The sequence below is a fragment of the Pseudomonas helvetica genome (genome assembly GCF_039908645.1).
In the GTDB taxonomy this organism is placed as follows: Bacteria; Pseudomonadota; Gammaproteobacteria; order Pseudomonadales; family Pseudomonadaceae; genus Aquipseudomonas; species Aquipseudomonas helvetica.
In genome coordinates this window covers 5,681,643-5,696,314 of sequence record NZ_CP150917.1, presented here as the reverse complement: position 1 = coordinate 5,696,314, position 14,672 = coordinate 5,681,643, and the positions used below count along the sequence as shown (strand labels likewise).

Sequence of the window (14,672 nt, the reverse complement as noted above, 5' to 3'; positions counted from 1 at the left end):
ACGCGAATGAGAGCGGGGCAGGATTGCCCGCTCTCTGCTCCGCCAGGAGGAAAGGCCTTGAAAGACCTACTGAATTTGCTGAAAAACCAGGGTCAAGTCGAAGAGTTCGACGCCATCCGTATCGGATTGGCATCGCCTGAGATGATCCGTTCGTGGTCGTTCGGCGAAGTTAAAAAGCCGGAAACCATCAACTACCGTACGTTCAAACCTGAGCGTGACGGCCTGTTCTGCGCCAAGATCTTTGGCCCGGTAAAGGATTACGAGTGCCTGTGCGGTAAGTACAAGCGCTTGAAGCACCGTGGTGTGATCTGCGAGAAGTGCGGCGTTGAAGTCGCGCTGGCAAAAGTTCGTCGTGAGCGCATGGCGCACATCGAACTGGCCTCGCCAGTTGCCCACATCTGGTTCCTGAAATCGCTGCCGTCGCGTATCGGCTTGCTGATGGACATGACCCTGCGTGATATCGAACGCGTTCTCTACTTCGAGAGCTATGTCGTTATCGATCCAGGCATGACCACCCTTGAAAAAGGTCAGCTGCTCAACGACGAGCAGTACTTCGAAGCGCTGGAAGAGTTCGGCGACGATTTCGATGCCCGCATGGGTGCCGAAGCTGTCCGTGAACTGCTGCACGCTATCGATCTGGAGCACGAGATTGGCCGTCTGCGTGAAGAAATTCCGCAAACCAACTCCGAAACCAAAATCAAGAAGCTGTCCAAGCGTCTGAAGTTGATGGAAGCCTTCCAGGGTTCCGGCAACTTGCCAGAGTGGATGGTGCTGACCGTTCTGCCGGTTCTGCCGCCAGATCTGCGTCCACTGGTCCCATTGGATGGCGGTCGTTTCGCGACTTCCGACCTCAACGACCTGTATCGTCGAGTGATCAACCGTAACAACCGCTTGAAGCGCCTGCTTGATCTGTCCGCTCCGGACATCATCGTGCGCAACGAAAAGCGTATGTTGCAGGAAGCTGTCGACGCCTTGCTCGATAACGGTCGTCGTGGCCGCGCTATCACCGGTTCCAACAAGCGTCCTCTGAAATCCCTGGCTGACATGATCAAGGGTAAACAAGGTCGTTTCCGTCAGAACTTGCTCGGTAAGCGTGTTGACTACTCCGGTCGTTCGGTAATTACCGTAGGTCCGACCCTGCGTCTGCATCAGTGCGGTCTGCCGAAGAAAATGGCTCTCGAGCTGTTCAAGCCGTTCATTTTCGGCAAGCTGGAAATGCGTGGTCTCGCTACCACCATCAAAGCTGCCAAGAAGATGGTTGAGCGCGAGCTGCCAGAAGTTTGGGACGTTCTCGCTGAAGTTATCCGCGAACACCCAGTGCTTCTCAACCGTGCACCGACCCTTCACCGTCTGGGTATCCAGGCATTTGAACCGGTTCTGATCGAAGGTAAGGCTATCCAGCTGCACCCGCTGGTCTGCGCCGCGTACAACGCCGACTTCGACGGCGACCAAATGGCCGTGCACGTACCGCTGACGCTGGAAGCCCAGTTGGAAGCGCGCGCGTTGATGATGTCGACCAACAACATTCTGTCGCCAGCCAACGGTGAGCCAATCATCGTTCCGTCGCAGGACGTTGTATTGGGTCTGTACTACATGACTCGTGAAGCGATCAACGCCAAAGGCGAAGGTCGTGTATTCGCGGATCTGCAAGAAGTTGACCGTGTGTTCCGTGCCGGCGAAGCCGCACTGCACGCCAAGGTTAAAGTGCGGATCAACGAAACCGTCAACGACCGTGACGGCGGCAGCGTGACCAACACCCGTATCGTCGACACCACTGTCGGCCGTGCGCTGTTGTTCCAGGTTGTGCCAAAAGGTCTGTCGTACGACGTCGTCAACCTGCCGATGAAGAAAAAGGCGATCTCCAAGCTGATCAACCAGTGCTACCGCGTGGTTGGTTTGAAAGAGACCGTGATCTTCGCTGACCAGTTGATGTACACCGGTTTTGCCTATTCGACCATTTCCGGCGTTTCCATCGGTGTTAACGACTTCGTTATCCCGGATGAAAAAGCCCGCATCATCGGTGCTGCCACCGACGAAGTGAAAGAGATCGAAAGTCAGTACGCCTCCGGCCTGGTAACCCAGGGCGAGAAGTACAACAAAGTGATCGACCTTTGGTCCAAGGCGAACGACGAAGTTTCCAAGGCGATGATGGCCAACCTCTCGAAAGAGAAAGTCATCGACCGTCATGGCGTCGAAGTCGAGCAAGAGTCCTTCAACTCGATGTACATGATGGCCGACTCGGGTGCACGGGGTTCTGCTGCGCAGATCCGTCAGCTCGCCGGTATGCGTGGCCTGATGGCCAAGCCGGACGGTTCCATCATCGAAACGCCGATTACTGCGAACTTCCGTGAAGGTTTGAGCGTACTTCAGTACTTCATCTCCACTCACGGTGCTCGTAAAGGTCTGGCGGATACCGCGTTGAAAACTGCGAACTCCGGTTACCTGACTCGTCGTCTGGTAGACGTGGCGCAGGATCTGGTTGTAACCGAGATCGATTGCGGCACCGAACACGGTCTGCTGATGACTCCGCACATTGAAGGCGGTGACGTTGTAGAGCCGTTGGGTGAGCGCGTATTGGGTCGTGTTATCGCCCGTGACGTATTCAAGCCGGGTACCGAGGAAATCATCGTTCCTGCCGGCACTCTGGTAGACGAGAAGTGGGTTGAATTCATCGAGCTGAACAGCATCGACGAAGTGATCGTACGTTCGCCGATCAGCTGCGAAACCCGTTATGGTATTTGCGCCAAGTGCTACGGCCGTGATCTGGCTCGTGGTCACCAGGTGAACATCGGTGAAGCTGTCGGCGTAATCGCTGCCCAGTCGATCGGTGAGCCGGGTACCCAGCTGACAATGCGTACGTTCCACATCGGTGGTGCGGCAAGCCGGACCTCTGCAGCCGATAGCGTTCAGGTGAAGAATGGCGGTACCGTCCGTCTGCACAACCTGAAACACGTTGAGCGAGTGGATGGTTGCCTGGTTGCTGTGTCCCGTTCCGGTGAGCTGGCAATCGCTGATGACTACGGTCGTGAGCGCGAGCGTTACAAGCTGCCGTACGGTGCTGTGATCTCGGTTAAAGAAGGTGACAAGGTCGACGCTGGCGCAATCGTGGCCAAGTGGGATCCGCACACTCACCCAATCGTTACCGAAATGAAAGGTACCGTGACCTACGTGGGCATGGAAGAAGGCATCACGATCAAGCGTCAGACCGACGAATTGACCGGTATGACCAACATTGAAGTACTCGATGCCAAAGACCGTCCAGCTGCCGGCAAAGATATCCGTCCTGCTGTGAAGATGGTTGATGACAACGGCAAGGATCTGTTGCTGCCGGGTACTGACGTAATCGCTCAGTACTTCCTGCCTGCCAACGCCCTGGTCGGTGTGGCGGACGGTGCGAAAATCGCGATCGGTGATGTTATCGCTCGTATTCCGCAAGAGACTTCGAAGACCCGTGACATCACCGGTGGTCTGCCGCGTGTTGCCGACTTGTTCGAAGCCCGTCGTCCGAAAGAAGCCTCGATTCTGGCTGAAGTCAGCGGCACCATCGCGTTCGGTAAAGAGACCAAAGGCAAGCGCCGTCTGGTCATTACCCCGAACGACGGTAGCGATCCGTATGAAGAGCTGATTCCGAAGTGGCGTCACCTGAACGTCTTCGAAGGCGAACAGGTAAACCGCGGCGAAGTTATCTCCGACGGCCCGAGCGATCCACACGACATCCTGCGTCTGCTGGGTGTGAGTGCGCTGGCCAAGTACATTGTTAACGAGATCCAGGACGTTTACCGTCTGCAAGGCGTGAAGATCAACGATAAGCACATCGAGACCATCCTGCGTCAGATGCTGCGTAAAGTTGAAATCGCTGAATCTGGCGATTCCACTTTCATCAAGGGCGACCAGATGGAATTGACTCACGTACTGGTAGAGAACGAGCGTTTGGCTGCAGACGACAAGTTCGTCTCCAAGTTCACTCGCGTTCTGCTGGGTATCACCAAGGCGTCGTTGTCCACCGAATCGTTCATCTCGGCGGCCTCTTTCCAAGAGACCACTCGTGTACTGACCGAAGCGGCGGTAACCGGCAAGCGCGATTACCTGCGCGGCCTGAAAGAAAACGTGGTCGTGGGTCGTTTGATCCCGGCAGGTACCGGTCTGGCTTATCACAGCGAGCGCAAACGCCGCCGTGATGCTGACAAACCGTTGCGCGTAAGCGCCAGTGAAGTGGAAGCTGCACTGACCGAAGCGCTGAACTCGAGCGGTAACTGAGTTCTGCGATAAATGAGAGTGGGGCCCTGGCGCCCCCGTTCATCGAATCGAGACAATTTGTCGAGGTTGGATGAGCGGGGAGGTCGGGGCCTTGCCTTGACTGGGGACAAGATCCTCTTTAGACTCTTGTACCCCTAAATTTGGCGGGAATTCGTTCCTGCCATTTTGCTTTTCTTGCAAGACAATAGCGTCGCAAGACAACAGTGGAGCTAGTAGATGGCAACTATCAACCAGCTGGTACGTCAGCCGCGTAAGCGTATCGTCGAGAAATCCGACGTGCCTGCGCTGCAGAACTGCCCGCAACGTCGTGGCGTATGCACCCGTGTGTATACCACCACGCCGAAAAAACCTAACTCGGCACTGCGTAAAGTATGCCGTGTGCGTCTGACCAACGGTTTCGAGGTTTCCTCGTACATCGGCGGTGAAGGCCACAACCTGCAAGAGCACAGCGTGGTACTGATCCGCGGCGGTCGTGTAAAAGACTTGCCAGGTGTTCGTTACCACACCGTACGCGGTTCTTTGGATACTTCCGGCGTTAAAGGTCGTAACCAGGGTCGTTCGAAGTACGGTACCAAGAAGCCTAAGTAGTAGCGGCTTTTTGTAAACACTGAATTATCTATTTTCTGAGTCGATAAGAGTAAGGTCGGAGGCGTCCCGAAAGGGCACCGATTCCGAGCGAACCTGAAGACCGTTTGAGGGCTTATCCATGCCAAGAAGACGCGTAGCAGCCAAGCGCGAAGTGCTTGACGATCCAAAATACGGAAGCCAAATCCTGGCCAAGTTCATGAACCACGTGATGGAAAGCGGCAAGAAAGCCGTTGCCGAGCGTATCGTTTATGGCGCGCTGGAAAAGGTTAAAGAACGCAAGAACAGCGATCCCCTGGAAATCTTCGAGAAAGCTCTCGACGCCATCGCTCCGCTGGTCGAAGTGAAGTCGCGCCGTGTAGGCGGTGCTACTTACCAGGTTCCGGTCGAAGTTCGTCCGTCCCGTCGTAACGCTCTGGCAATGCGCTGGTTGGTAGACTTCGCCCGTAAGCGTGGCGAGAAGTCTATGGCTCTGCGTTTGGCTGGCGAACTGTTGGACGCTGCTGAAGGTAAAGGTGCTGCTGTTAAGAAGCGTGAAGACGTGCACCGTATGGCTGAAGCTAACAAAGCTTTCTCGCACTACCGCTTCTAATTTTAGCTTCACTAATTTTGCGAGGGCTTTATGGCTCGTACTACTCCGATTAGCCGCTACCGTAACATCGGTATCGTTGCTCACGTGGATGCTGGTAAAACCACTACCACTGAGCGCGTCCTTTTTTACACCGGCAAAAGTCACAAGATGGGCGAGGTGCATGACGGCGCCGCGACCACGGACTGGATGGTGCAGGAGCAGGAGCGTGGTATTACCATTACTTCTGCTGCTATCACCGCCTTCTGGCAGGGTTCTGCGAAGCAGCACAAGGACCAATACCGTTTCAACGTCATTGACACCCCGGGCCACGTAGACTTCACCATTGAAGTTGAGCGTTCCCTGCGTGTACTCGACGGCGCGGTCGTTGTGTTCTGTGGTACTTCGGGTGTTGAGCCTCAGTCCGAAACCGTATGGCGTCAAGCCAACAAGTACGGTGTTCCACGTATCGTTTACGTGAACAAGATGGACCGTGCTGGTGCGAACTTCCTGCGCGTGATCGCTCAGATCAAACAGCGTCTGGGTCACACTCCAGTGCCAATCCAGTTGGCTATCGGTTCCGAAGACAACTTCCAGGGTCAGATCGATCTGATGACCATGGAAGCGGTTTACTGGAATGATGCTGACAAGGGCATGACGCCTCGTCGCGAAGCTATCCCTGCTGAACTGCAGGAGCTGGCTGAAGAGTGGCGTAGCAACATGGTTGAAGCTGCGGCTGAAGCCAGCGAAGAGCTGATGAACAAGTACCTCGAAGGGGAAGAGCTCTCCATCGAGGAAATCAAGGCCGCTCTGCGTCAGCGTACTATCGCTGGTGAGATCGTTCTGGCTGTTTGCGGTTCTTCCTTCAAGAACAAGGGTGTTCCCCTGGTTCTCGACGCCGTTATCGACTACCTGCCTGCTCCTACCGATATTCCTGCCATCAAGGGTACTGACCCGGATGACGAGGAAAAGCAGATGGAGCGTCATGCGAGCGACGACGAGCCGTTCTCGGCTCTGGCGTTCAAGATCGCTACCGACCCATTTGTGGGTACCTTGACCTTCGTCCGTGTTTACTCGGGCGTGTTGGCTTCCGGCGACGGCGTGATCAACTCGGTTAAAGGCAAGAAAGAGCGCGTGGGTCGTATGGTGCAAATGCACGCAAACGCCCGTGAAGAAATCAAGGAAGTACGCGCTGGCGACATCGCGGCCTTGATCGGCATGAAGGACGTCACCACTGGTGAAACCTTGTGCAACGCTGACAAGCCAATCATCCTGGTTCGCATGGACTTCCCGGAGCCGGTTATTTCGGTTGCCGTTGAGCCTAAGACCAAGGATGACCAGGAAAAAATGGGTATCGCTCTGGGCAAACTGGCTCAGGAAGACCCGTCTTTCCGCGTTAAAACCGATGAAGAGACTGGTCAAACGATCATCTCCGGCATGGGCGAGCTGCACCTGGACATCCTGGTTGACCGGATGCGCCGTGAGTTCAACGTCGAAGCCAACATTGGTAAGCCTCAGGTTTCCTATCGTGAGCGCATCACGAAGAGCTGCGAAATCGAAGGCAAGTTCGTTCGTCAGTCCGGCGGTCGTGGCCAGTTCGGTCATTGCTGGATCCGTTTTGCTCCTGCTGACGAAGGTCAGGAAGGTCTGCAATTCCTGAACGAAGTAGTGGGTGGTGTGGTTCCTAAGGAATACATCCCGGCTATCCAGAAGGGCATCGAAGAGCAGATGAAGAACGGCGTTGTTGCCGGCTATCCGCTGATCGGCCTGAAGGCTACCGTGTTTGATGGTTCCTACCACGACGTCGACTCCAACGAGATGGCGTTTAAGGTGGCTGCTTCCATGGCGACCAAGCAACTGGCCCAGAAGGGCGGTGGTGAATTGCTTGAGCCGATCATGGCGGTAGAGGTTGTTACGCCTGAAGACTATATGGGTGACGTGATGGGCGACCTTAACCGTCGTCGCGGCATGATCTTGGGTATGGAAGACACGGTCTCCGGCAAAGTAATTCGTGCTGAAGTTCCGTTGGGTGAGATGTTCGGTTATGCGACCGACGTCCGTTCCATGTCTCAGGGTCGCGCAAGCTACTCTATGGAATTCAAAAAATACAATACAGCTCCGTCGCATATCGTCGAAACTGTAACCAAAAAACAAGGCTGATTCAGCCCCTTTAGGCTAGGAGTTAATTGTCGTGGCTAAAGAAAAATTTGATCGTTCCCTACCGCACGTCAACGTTGGCACCATCGGTCACGTTGACCACGGTAAAACCACTCTGACTGCTGCTCTGACTCGCGTCTGCTCCGAAGTTTTCGGTTCGGCTCGTGTTGACTTCGACAAGATCGACAGCGCACCAGAAGAGAAAGCTCGCGGTATCACCATCAACACCGCACACGTTGAGTACAACTCGAAGATCCGTCACTACGCTCACGTTGACTGCCCAGGTCACGCTGACTACGTGAAGAACATGATCACCGGTGCTGCTCAAATGGACGGCGCTATCCTGGTTTGCTCGGCCGCTGATGGTCCGATGCCACAAACCCGTGAGCACATCCTGCTGTCCCGTCAGGTAGGCGTTCCGTACATCGTGGTTTTCCTGAACAAGGCTGACCTGGTAGACGACGCTGAGCTGCTGGAACTGGTTGAGATGGAAGTGCGCGATCTGCTGAGCACTTACGACTTCCCGGGTGACGACACTCCAATCATCATCGGCTCTGCCCGTATGGCGCTGGAAGGTCTGGACGATAACGAGATGGGCACCACTGCCGTCAAGAAGCTGGTTGAGACTCTGGACAGCTACATCCCAGAGCCTGAGCGTGCTATCGACAAGCCGTTCCTGATGCCAATCGAAGACGTATTCTCGATCTCGGGTCGCGGTACTGTTGTGACTGGTCGTATCGAGCGCGGTATCGTTCGCGTTCAGGATCCACTGGAAATCGTTGGTCTGCGTGACACTACCGTCACCACCTGCACCGGTGTTGAAATGTTCCGCAAGCTGCTCGACGAAGGTCGTGCTGGCGAGAACTGCGGCGTGCTGCTGCGTGGCACCAAGCGTGACGACGTTGAGCGTGGCCAGGTTCTGGTTAAGCCAGGTTCGGTTAAGCCGCACACCAAGTTCACTGCAGAAGTTTATGTTCTGAGCAAGGAAGAAGGCGGTCGTCACACTCCGTTCTTCAAAGGCTACCGTCCACAGTTCTACTTCCGTACTACTGACGTGACTGGTAACTGCGAGCTGCCAGAAGGCGTTGAAATGGTAATGCCAGGTGACAACATTCAGATGACTGTTACCCTGATCAAAACCATCGCAATGGAAGATGGCCTGCGTTTCGCTATCCGTGAAGGCGGTCGTACCGTCGGCGCTGGCGTCGTAGCCAAAATCATCGAGTAAGCTCTTCGTTGAGTTAGCTTCGATGCTTTGAAAAAGCCCCCGCTCAGCGGGGGCTTTTTTATTGGGTTGACACCTATCTGGGGCGTCTATAGAATTGCGCCTCCTTTTAACGGGCGTATTGCGCCCGCTGGGAATAGCAGCCGGAGTCTGAAATCCAATGCAAAATCAGCAAATCCGTATCAGGTTGAAGGCTTTTGACCATCGCCTGATCGACCAATCCACCCAGGAAATCGTGGAAACCGCGAAACGTACTGGTGCTCAAGTGCGTGGTCCAATTCCACTGCCTACCCGTAAAGAGCGGTTCACCGTTCTGGTCTCCCCGCACGTCAACAAAGACGCGCGTGACCAGTACGAGATCCGTACTCATAAGCGCGTTCTGGACATCGTCCAGCCAACGGATAAAACCGTTGATGCACTTATGAAGCTTGATCTTGCGGCCGGTGTGGAAGTGCAGATCAGCCTCGGCTAAGACTCGGTCTTAGTCGTGTAACGCTCTGAAATGGGCGGCCATAGCGGGTGAAAGCCCCGTACACTCATGAGGTTTACAACATGACTATTGGTGTAGTCGGTCGTAAATGCGGTATGACCCGTATTTTCACCGAAGAAGGTGTCTCCATTCCGGTCACGGTCATTGAGATCGAGCCGAATCGCGTCACCCAGTTCAAAACTGAAGAGACCGATGGCTATCGTGCAGTGCAAGTCACTGTCGGCGAGCGTCGTGCTTCGCGTGTAACAGCTGCTCAGGCTGGCCACTTCGCTAAAGCGAACGTTGCCGCTGGTCGTACCGTAATGGAATTCCGCCTTGAAGAAGGCGAGTACCAGGCCGGCGATCTGATCAACGCTGAAATCTTCGCCGCTGGTCAACTGGTTGATGTAACCGGTCAGTCCAAGGGTAAAGGCTTCCAGGGTACGATCAAGCGTTGGAATTTCCGCGGGCAAGATAACACCCACGGTAACTCCGTATCCCACCGCGTCCCAGGCTCTATCGGCCAGTGCCAGACTCCTGGTCGTGTATTCAAGGGCAAAAAAATGTCCGGTCATATGGGCGCTGAGCGCGTGACCGTGCAGTCCCTGGAAGTAGTGCGCGTGGACGCTGAACGCAATCTGTTGTTGGTCAAGGGCGCTGTTCCTGGCGCTACTGGCGGCAACCTGGTTGTACGTCCAGCAGCCAAGGCTCGCGGTTAAGGGGAAGCTGACATGCAATTAAATGTAAATGACGCTCAAGCGATCGAAGTTTCCGAACTGACATTTGGCGGCGAGTTCAACGAGACGCTGGTTCACCAAGCAGTCGTGGCCTACATGGCTGGCGGCCGTCAAGGTAGCAAGCAGCAAAAGACCCGTTCCGACGTTTCTGGTGGCGGTAAGCGCCCATGGCGTCAGAAAGGTACTGGCCGTGCTCGTGCTGGTACTATCCGTAGCCCAATCTGGCGCGGCGGCGGTACCACTTTCGCAGCTCGTCCACAGGATCACTCCCAAAAGCTGAACAAGAAGATGTATCGCGCAGCAATGCGTTCCATTCTTGCTGAGCTGGTGCGTACTGATCGTCTGGTCGTGGTTCAGGACTTCGCTGTTGAAGCACCGAAAACCAAAGATCTGCTGAACAAGCTGAATGGCATGGGTCTGACTGATGTCCTGATCGTGTCCGATGCTGTTGATCAGAACCTGTACCTGGCTGCTCGTAACCTGCCACACGTTGATGTACGTGACGTGCAAGGTTCCGATCCAGTTAGTCTGATCGCATACGACAAGGTGTTGATCACCGTGTCGGCCGTGAAGAAATTCGAGGAGCTGCTGGGATGAACCAGGAACGCGTATTTAAAGTTCTGCTTGGCCCGCACGTTTCCGAGAAGGCTACGGTTCTGGCAGACAAGAAAGGCCAGTTCGTTTTCAAGGTTGCTACAGACGCAACCAAGCTGGAAATCAAGAAGGCCGTCGAAAGCCTGTTCAGCGTGAAAGTAGAGCGTGTTACTACCCTGAATGTTCTGGGTAAGAGCAAGCGCACTGCTCGCGGTCTGGGCAAGCGTAATGACTGGAAGAAGGCAGTTATCTCCCTTCAGCCAGGCCAAGATCTCGATTTCAGCAGCAGTGCTGAGTAAGGAAGGGGTGCATCATGGCAATCGTTAAATGCAAACCGACTTCCCCTGGCCGCCGTTTTGTGGTCAAGGTGGTCAACCAGGAGCTGCATAAAGGCGCTCCTCACGCACCGCTGCTCGAGAAAAAATCGAAGTCTGGTGGTCGTAACAACAATGGCCGTATTACCACTCGTCACATCGGTGGTGGTCATAAGCAGCATTATCGTCTGGTCGACTTCCGTCGTAACGACAAAGATGGCATCGCTGCCACTGTCGAGCGTATCGAATACGATCCAAACCGTACTGCTCACATCGCTCTGCTGCTGTACGCAGATGGCGAGCGTCGCTACATCATCGCCCCTAAAGGCGTGAGCGCTGGCGACCAGCTGATCGCAGGTGCTCTGGCACCGATCAAGCCGGGCAACGCTCTGCAACTGCGTAACATTCCAGTTGGTAGCACCGTACACGGCATCGAATTGAAGCCAGGTAAAGGCGCGCAAATCGCTCGTTCCGCTGGTGCTTCGGCTCAGCTGATCGCTCGTGAAGGTGTCTACGTGACCCTGCGTCTGCGTTCTGGTGAGATGCGTAAAGTGCTGGCTGAATGCCGTGCGACCCTGGGCGAAGTCTCGAACTCCGAGCACAGCCTGCGTTCGCTGGGTAAAGCTGGTGCCAAACGCTGGCGTGGCGTTCGCCCAACCGTTCGTGGTGTTGCCATGAACCCGGTTGACCACCCACATGGTGGTGGTGAAGGTCGTACCTCTGGTGGTCGTCATCCGGTATCGCCATGGGGCTTCCCGACTAAGGGCGCGAAGACTCGTGGTAATAAGCGTACCGACAAAATGATCGTCCGTCGTCGCAAGTAAATAGAGGGATACGACAGTGCCACGTTCTCTGAAAAAAGGTCCTTTTATCGATCTTCACCTACTGAAGAAGATCGAAGTGGCGGCGGAAAAGAACGATCGCAAACCAGTTAAGACCTGGTCGCGCCGTTCCATGATCCTGCCACAAATGGTCGGTCTGACCATCGCAGTACACAACGGTCGTCAACATGTCCCAGTTCTCGTTAACGAAGACATGGTCGGCCACAAACTGGGCGAGTTCGCCGGTACCCGCACATATCGTGGGCACGTGGCTGACAAGAAAGCCAAGCGTTAAGGGGTTAGGAAATGGAAGTAGCCGCTAAGTTGTCGGGCGCTCGAATCTCCGCCCAGAAAGCCCGCTTGGTCGCCGACCAGATCCGCGGGAAGAAGGTGGGCGAAGCGCTCAACCTGTTGGCTTTCAGCAGTAAGAAAGCCGCCGAGATCATGAAGAAAGTGCTGGAGTCGGCCGTAGCCAACGCCGAGCATAACGAAGGCGCAGACGTTGATGACCTTAAAGTCAGCACCGTTTTCGTCAACGAAGGGCGTTCGCTGAAGCGCATCATGCCACGTGCCAAAGGCCGTGCTGATCGCATCGTCAAGCGGTCTTGCCATATCACTGTCAAGGTTGCTGACAAGTAACGGAGTCGAAGAGATGGGTCAGAAAGTACATCCCATTGGCATTCGCCTGGGAATCGTCAAGGAGCACACCTCCGTCTGGTACGCAGACGGTCGGACTTATGCGGACTATTTGTTCGCTGATCTGAAGGTGCGTGAGTATCTCCAAGACAAACTAAAAAGCGCGTCCGTAAGCCGTATCGATATCCATCGTCCGGCCCAAACTGCACGTATCACCATCCACACCGCTCGTCCAGGTATTGTTATCGGGAAGAAAGGTGAAGATGTTGAGAAACTGCGTCAGGACCTGACCAAGCAAATGGGTGTGCCTGTGCACATCAATATCGAAGAGATCCGCAAGCCGGAACTCGACGGTATGCTGGTTGCGCAGAGCGTAGCTCAGCAGCTGGAGCGTCGCGTAATGTTCCGTCGCGCTATGAAGCGCGCTGTTCAGAACGCCATGCGCATTGGTGCCAAAGGCATCAAAATCCAAGTGAGCGGTCGTCTCGGCGGTGCTGAAATCGCACGTACTGAATGGTATCGCGAAGGTCGTGTGCCACTGCACACCCTGCGTGCCGACATCGACTATGCCAACTACGAAGCTCACACCACCTACGGTGTGATCGGTGTAAAGGTTTGGATCTTCAAAGGCGAAGTAATTGGTGGTCGCCAAGAAGAGCTGAAACCACAAGCACCAGCGCCTCGTAAAAAAGCTGCTAAGTAAGGGGTACGCCAAATGTTGCAACCAAAGCGTACGAAGTTCCGCAAGCAGATGACTGGCCACAACCGTGGTCTGGCATTGCGCGGTAGCAAAGTCAGCTTCGGCGAGTTCGCGCTGAAGTCTGTTGCTCGTGGTCGTCTCACCGCTCGTCAGATCGAGTCAGCGCGTCGTGCTCTGACCCGTCACGTAAAACGTGGCGGCAAGATCTGGATCCGTGTATTCCCGGACAAGCCTGTCACCAAGAAGCCACTCGAAGTTCGGATGGGTAAAGGTAAGGGTAACGTGGAGTACTGGGTTGCCCAGATTCAGCCAGGCAAAGTCCTGTATGAAATCGAGGGCGTTTCTGAAGAGCTGGCGCGTGAGGCTTTCGCCCTGGCTGCTGCAAAGCTGCCGCTCGCCACCTCCTTTGTTAAACGGACGGTGATGTGATGAAAGCGAATGAACTTCGTGAAAAAGACGCGCCACAGCTAAACGAGCAACTGCTCGGCCTGTTGCGCGACCAGTTCAATCTGCGTATGCAGAAAGCAACTGGCCAGTTGGGGCAGTCTCACCTGCTCCGGCAAGTTAAGCGTGACATCGCTCGCGTGAAGACTGTGCTCAAACAGCAGGCAGGTAAGTAATCATGGCTGAAGCCGAAAAAACCGTCCGTACGCTGACTGGCCGTGTTGTCAGCGACAAAATGGACAAGACCATCACCGTTCTGATCGAGCGTCGCGTAAAGCACCCGATCTACGGTAAATACGTTAAGCGTTCGACTAAGCTGCACGCGCACGACGAAACCAATCAGTGCCACATCGGCGACAAAGTCACTATTCGTGAAACTCGTCCTTTGGCCAAGACCAAGTCTTGGGCACTGGTTGATGTTCTCGAACGCGCTGTGGAAGTCTAAGGACTAGGGGTCGGAGAAATTATATGATTCAGACTCAATCCATGCTCGATGTGGCCGATAACAGCGGCGCTCGCCGTGTTATGTGCATCAAGGTGCTGGGTGGCTCCCATCGTCGTTACGCTGGTATCGGTGACATCATCAAAGTTACCGTCAAGGAAGCAATTCCTCGCGGTAAAGTGAAAAAAGGCCAAGTGATGACTGCTGTTGTAGTCCGCACTCGTCACGGCGTACGTCGTGCTGATGGCTCCATTATCCGCTTTGATGGCAACGCTGCTGTTCTTCTGAACAACAAGCAAGAGCCGATCGGCACCCGTATCTTTGGGCCAGTGACCCGTGAACTTCGTACTGAGAAGTTCATGAAGATCGTCTCGCTCGCCCCAGAAGTGCTGTAAGGAGATCCGACATGCAAAAGATTCGTCGTGACGACGAGATCATCGTGATCGCCGGCAAAGACAAAGGTAAGCGCGGTAAGGTGCTTAAGGTTCTCGCTGACGACCGTCTGGTCGTTGGTGGTCTGAACCTGGTTAAGCGTCATACCAAGCCTAACCCGATGTCGGGCGTACAAGGCGGTATCGTCGAAAAAGAAGCGCCACTGCACGCTTCCAACGTCGCCATTTTCAACGGCGAAACCAACAAGGCTGACCGCGTTGGTTTCAAAGTAGAAGACGGCAAGAAAATTCGTGTCTTCAAGTCGACCCAAAAAGCGGTTGATGCTTGAAC

At 54.8% G+C, this 14,672-nt stretch carries 18 protein-coding genes; all 18 read left to right on the top strand.

All coding sequences use genetic code 11. From position 1 onward, the window contains the following. The first annotated feature begins 57 nt into the window (after positions 1-57). The 18 genes from rpoC (at position 58) to rplX (ending at position 14,670) form a co-directional block, all read left to right on the top strand. A complete protein-coding gene (gene rpoC / locus AABM55_RS26335; RefSeq protein ID WP_054594278.1) occupies positions 58-4,257 on the top strand; it encodes a DNA-directed RNA polymerase subunit beta' in 4,200 nt (1,399 codons plus the stop codon). Positions 4,258-4,473: 216 nt separating this feature from the next. Continuing rightward, positions 4,474-4,845, top strand: a complete 372-nt coding sequence (gene rpsL, locus AABM55_RS26330; RefSeq protein ID WP_002555494.1) for a 30S ribosomal protein S12 — start codon at positions 4,474-4,476, stop codon at positions 4,843-4,845. A gap of 118 nt (positions 4,846-4,963) precedes the next feature. Continuing rightward, positions 4,964-5,434 (top strand): 30S ribosomal protein S7, encoded by a 471-nt coding sequence (gene rpsG, locus AABM55_RS26325; RefSeq protein ID WP_002555493.1) that lies wholly within the window; start codon positions 4,964-4,966, stop codon positions 5,432-5,434. Positions 5,435-5,464: 30 nt separating this feature from the next. Next, entirely contained in the window at positions 5,465-7,570 is a 2,106-nt protein-coding gene (fusA, locus tag AABM55_RS26320) for an elongation factor G (RefSeq protein ID WP_019693879.1), read from the top strand. Between the two features lie 31 nt (positions 7,571-7,601). Beyond that, positions 7,602-8,795 carry an elongation factor Tu gene (tuf, locus tag AABM55_RS26315; RefSeq protein WP_054594277.1) on the top strand — a complete coding sequence of 398 codons (1,194 nt, stop codon included), beginning with the start codon at positions 7,602-7,604 and terminating at the stop codon, positions 8,793-8,795. Between the two features lie 157 nt (positions 8,796-8,952). Then, the gene (gene rpsJ, locus AABM55_RS26310; protein WP_003186070.1) at positions 8,953-9,264 is read left to right on the top strand and encodes a 30S ribosomal protein S10; all 312 of its coding nucleotides are present in this window, start codon (positions 8,953-8,955) and stop codon (positions 9,262-9,264) included. Between the two features lie 80 nt (positions 9,265-9,344). Further along, complete coding sequence (gene rplC, locus AABM55_RS26305; protein ID WP_003186059.1) at positions 9,345-9,980, top strand: 50S ribosomal protein L3; 636 nt, start codon at positions 9,345-9,347, stop codon at positions 9,978-9,980. Positions 9,981-9,992: 12 nt separating this feature from the next. Then, positions 9,993-10,595, top strand: a complete 603-nt coding sequence (gene rplD / locus AABM55_RS26300) for a 50S ribosomal protein L4 (protein WP_003186057.1) — start codon at positions 9,993-9,995, stop codon at positions 10,593-10,595. After that, a complete protein-coding gene (rplW, locus tag AABM55_RS26295) occupies positions 10,592-10,891 on the top strand; it encodes a 50S ribosomal protein L23 (protein WP_002555488.1) in 300 nt (99 codons plus the stop codon). The genes rplD and rplW overlap by 4 nt, the downstream gene beginning before the upstream one ends. Before the next feature lie 14 nt (positions 10,892-10,905). Continuing rightward, complete coding sequence (gene rplB / locus AABM55_RS26290; RefSeq protein WP_003186055.1) at positions 10,906-11,730, top strand: 50S ribosomal protein L2; 825 nt, start codon at positions 10,906-10,908, stop codon at positions 11,728-11,730. Positions 11,731-11,746: 16 nt separating this feature from the next. Further along, on the top strand, positions 11,747-12,022 hold the full coding sequence (gene rpsS / locus AABM55_RS26285) for a 30S ribosomal protein S19 (protein WP_002555486.1): 276 nt from the start codon (positions 11,747-11,749) through the stop codon (positions 12,020-12,022). Positions 12,023-12,033: 11 nt separating this feature from the next. Continuing rightward, positions 12,034-12,366 (top strand): 50S ribosomal protein L22, encoded by a 333-nt coding sequence (gene rplV, locus AABM55_RS26280; RefSeq protein WP_003103908.1) that lies wholly within the window; start codon positions 12,034-12,036, stop codon positions 12,364-12,366. A gap of 13 nt (positions 12,367-12,379) precedes the next feature. Then, complete coding sequence (rpsC, locus tag AABM55_RS26275; RefSeq protein WP_003176422.1) at positions 12,380-13,066, top strand: 30S ribosomal protein S3; 687 nt, start codon at positions 12,380-12,382, stop codon at positions 13,064-13,066. A gap of 12 nt (positions 13,067-13,078) precedes the next feature. Continuing rightward, the gene (rplP, locus tag AABM55_RS26270) at positions 13,079-13,492 is read left to right on the top strand and encodes a 50S ribosomal protein L16 (protein ID WP_003186052.1); all 414 of its coding nucleotides are present in this window, start codon (positions 13,079-13,081) and stop codon (positions 13,490-13,492) included. Next, positions 13,492-13,683 (top strand): 50S ribosomal protein L29, encoded by a 192-nt coding sequence (gene rpmC / locus AABM55_RS26265; protein WP_008030901.1) that lies wholly within the window; start codon positions 13,492-13,494, stop codon positions 13,681-13,683. The genes rplP and rpmC overlap by 1 nt, the downstream gene beginning before the upstream one ends. Before the next feature lie 2 nt (positions 13,684-13,685). Next, a complete protein-coding gene (rpsQ, locus tag AABM55_RS26260) occupies positions 13,686-13,952 on the top strand; it encodes a 30S ribosomal protein S17 (protein WP_003176419.1) in 267 nt (88 codons plus the stop codon). Positions 13,953-13,975: 23 nt separating this feature from the next. Beyond that, positions 13,976-14,344 (top strand): 50S ribosomal protein L14, encoded by a 369-nt coding sequence (gene rplN, locus AABM55_RS26255; protein WP_002555479.1) that lies wholly within the window; start codon positions 13,976-13,978, stop codon positions 14,342-14,344. A gap of 11 nt (positions 14,345-14,355) precedes the next feature. Beyond that, on the top strand, positions 14,356-14,670 hold the full coding sequence (gene rplX, locus AABM55_RS26250) for a 50S ribosomal protein L24 (RefSeq protein WP_007896770.1): 315 nt from the start codon (positions 14,356-14,358) through the stop codon (positions 14,668-14,670). The last annotated feature ends 2 nt before the right edge of the window (positions 14,671-14,672 follow it).

What these genes read in the sequence shown, in the direction of transcription:
- rpsL (WP_002555494.1), top strand. Translation starts at nt 4,474, where the DNA reads ATGGCAACTATCAACCAGCTGGTACGTCAGCCGCGTAAGCGTATCGTC.
- rpsG (WP_002555493.1), top strand. Translation starts at nt 4,964, where the DNA reads ATGCCAAGAAGACGCGTAGCAGCCAAGCGCGAAGTGCTTGACGATCCA.
- fusA (WP_019693879.1), top strand. Translation starts at nt 5,465, where the DNA reads ATGGCTCGTACTACTCCGATTAGCCGCTACCGTAACATCGGTATCGTT.
- rpsJ (WP_003186070.1), top strand. Translation starts at nt 8,953, where the DNA reads ATGCAAAATCAGCAAATCCGTATCAGGTTGAAGGCTTTTGACCATCGC.
- rplC (WP_003186059.1), top strand. Translation starts at nt 9,345, where the DNA reads ATGACTATTGGTGTAGTCGGTCGTAAATGCGGTATGACCCGTATTTTC.
- rplD (WP_003186057.1), top strand. Translation starts at nt 9,993, where the DNA reads ATGCAATTAAATGTAAATGACGCTCAAGCGATCGAAGTTTCCGAACTG.
- rplW (WP_002555488.1), top strand. Translation starts at nt 10,592, where the DNA reads ATGAACCAGGAACGCGTATTTAAAGTTCTGCTTGGCCCGCACGTTTCC.
- rplB (WP_003186055.1), top strand. Translation starts at nt 10,906, where the DNA reads ATGGCAATCGTTAAATGCAAACCGACTTCCCCTGGCCGCCGTTTTGTG.
- rplV (WP_003103908.1), top strand. Translation starts at nt 12,034, where the DNA reads ATGGAAGTAGCCGCTAAGTTGTCGGGCGCTCGAATCTCCGCCCAGAAA.
- rpsC (WP_003176422.1), top strand. Translation starts at nt 12,380, where the DNA reads ATGGGTCAGAAAGTACATCCCATTGGCATTCGCCTGGGAATCGTCAAG.
- rplP (WP_003186052.1), top strand. Translation starts at nt 13,079, where the DNA reads ATGTTGCAACCAAAGCGTACGAAGTTCCGCAAGCAGATGACTGGCCAC.
- rpmC (WP_008030901.1), top strand. Translation starts at nt 13,492, where the DNA reads ATGAAAGCGAATGAACTTCGTGAAAAAGACGCGCCACAGCTAAACGAG.
- rpsQ (WP_003176419.1), top strand. Translation starts at nt 13,686, where the DNA reads ATGGCTGAAGCCGAAAAAACCGTCCGTACGCTGACTGGCCGTGTTGTC.
- rplN (WP_002555479.1), top strand. Translation starts at nt 13,976, where the DNA reads ATGATTCAGACTCAATCCATGCTCGATGTGGCCGATAACAGCGGCGCT.
- rplX (WP_007896770.1), top strand. Translation starts at nt 14,356, where the DNA reads ATGCAAAAGATTCGTCGTGACGACGAGATCATCGTGATCGCCGGCAAA.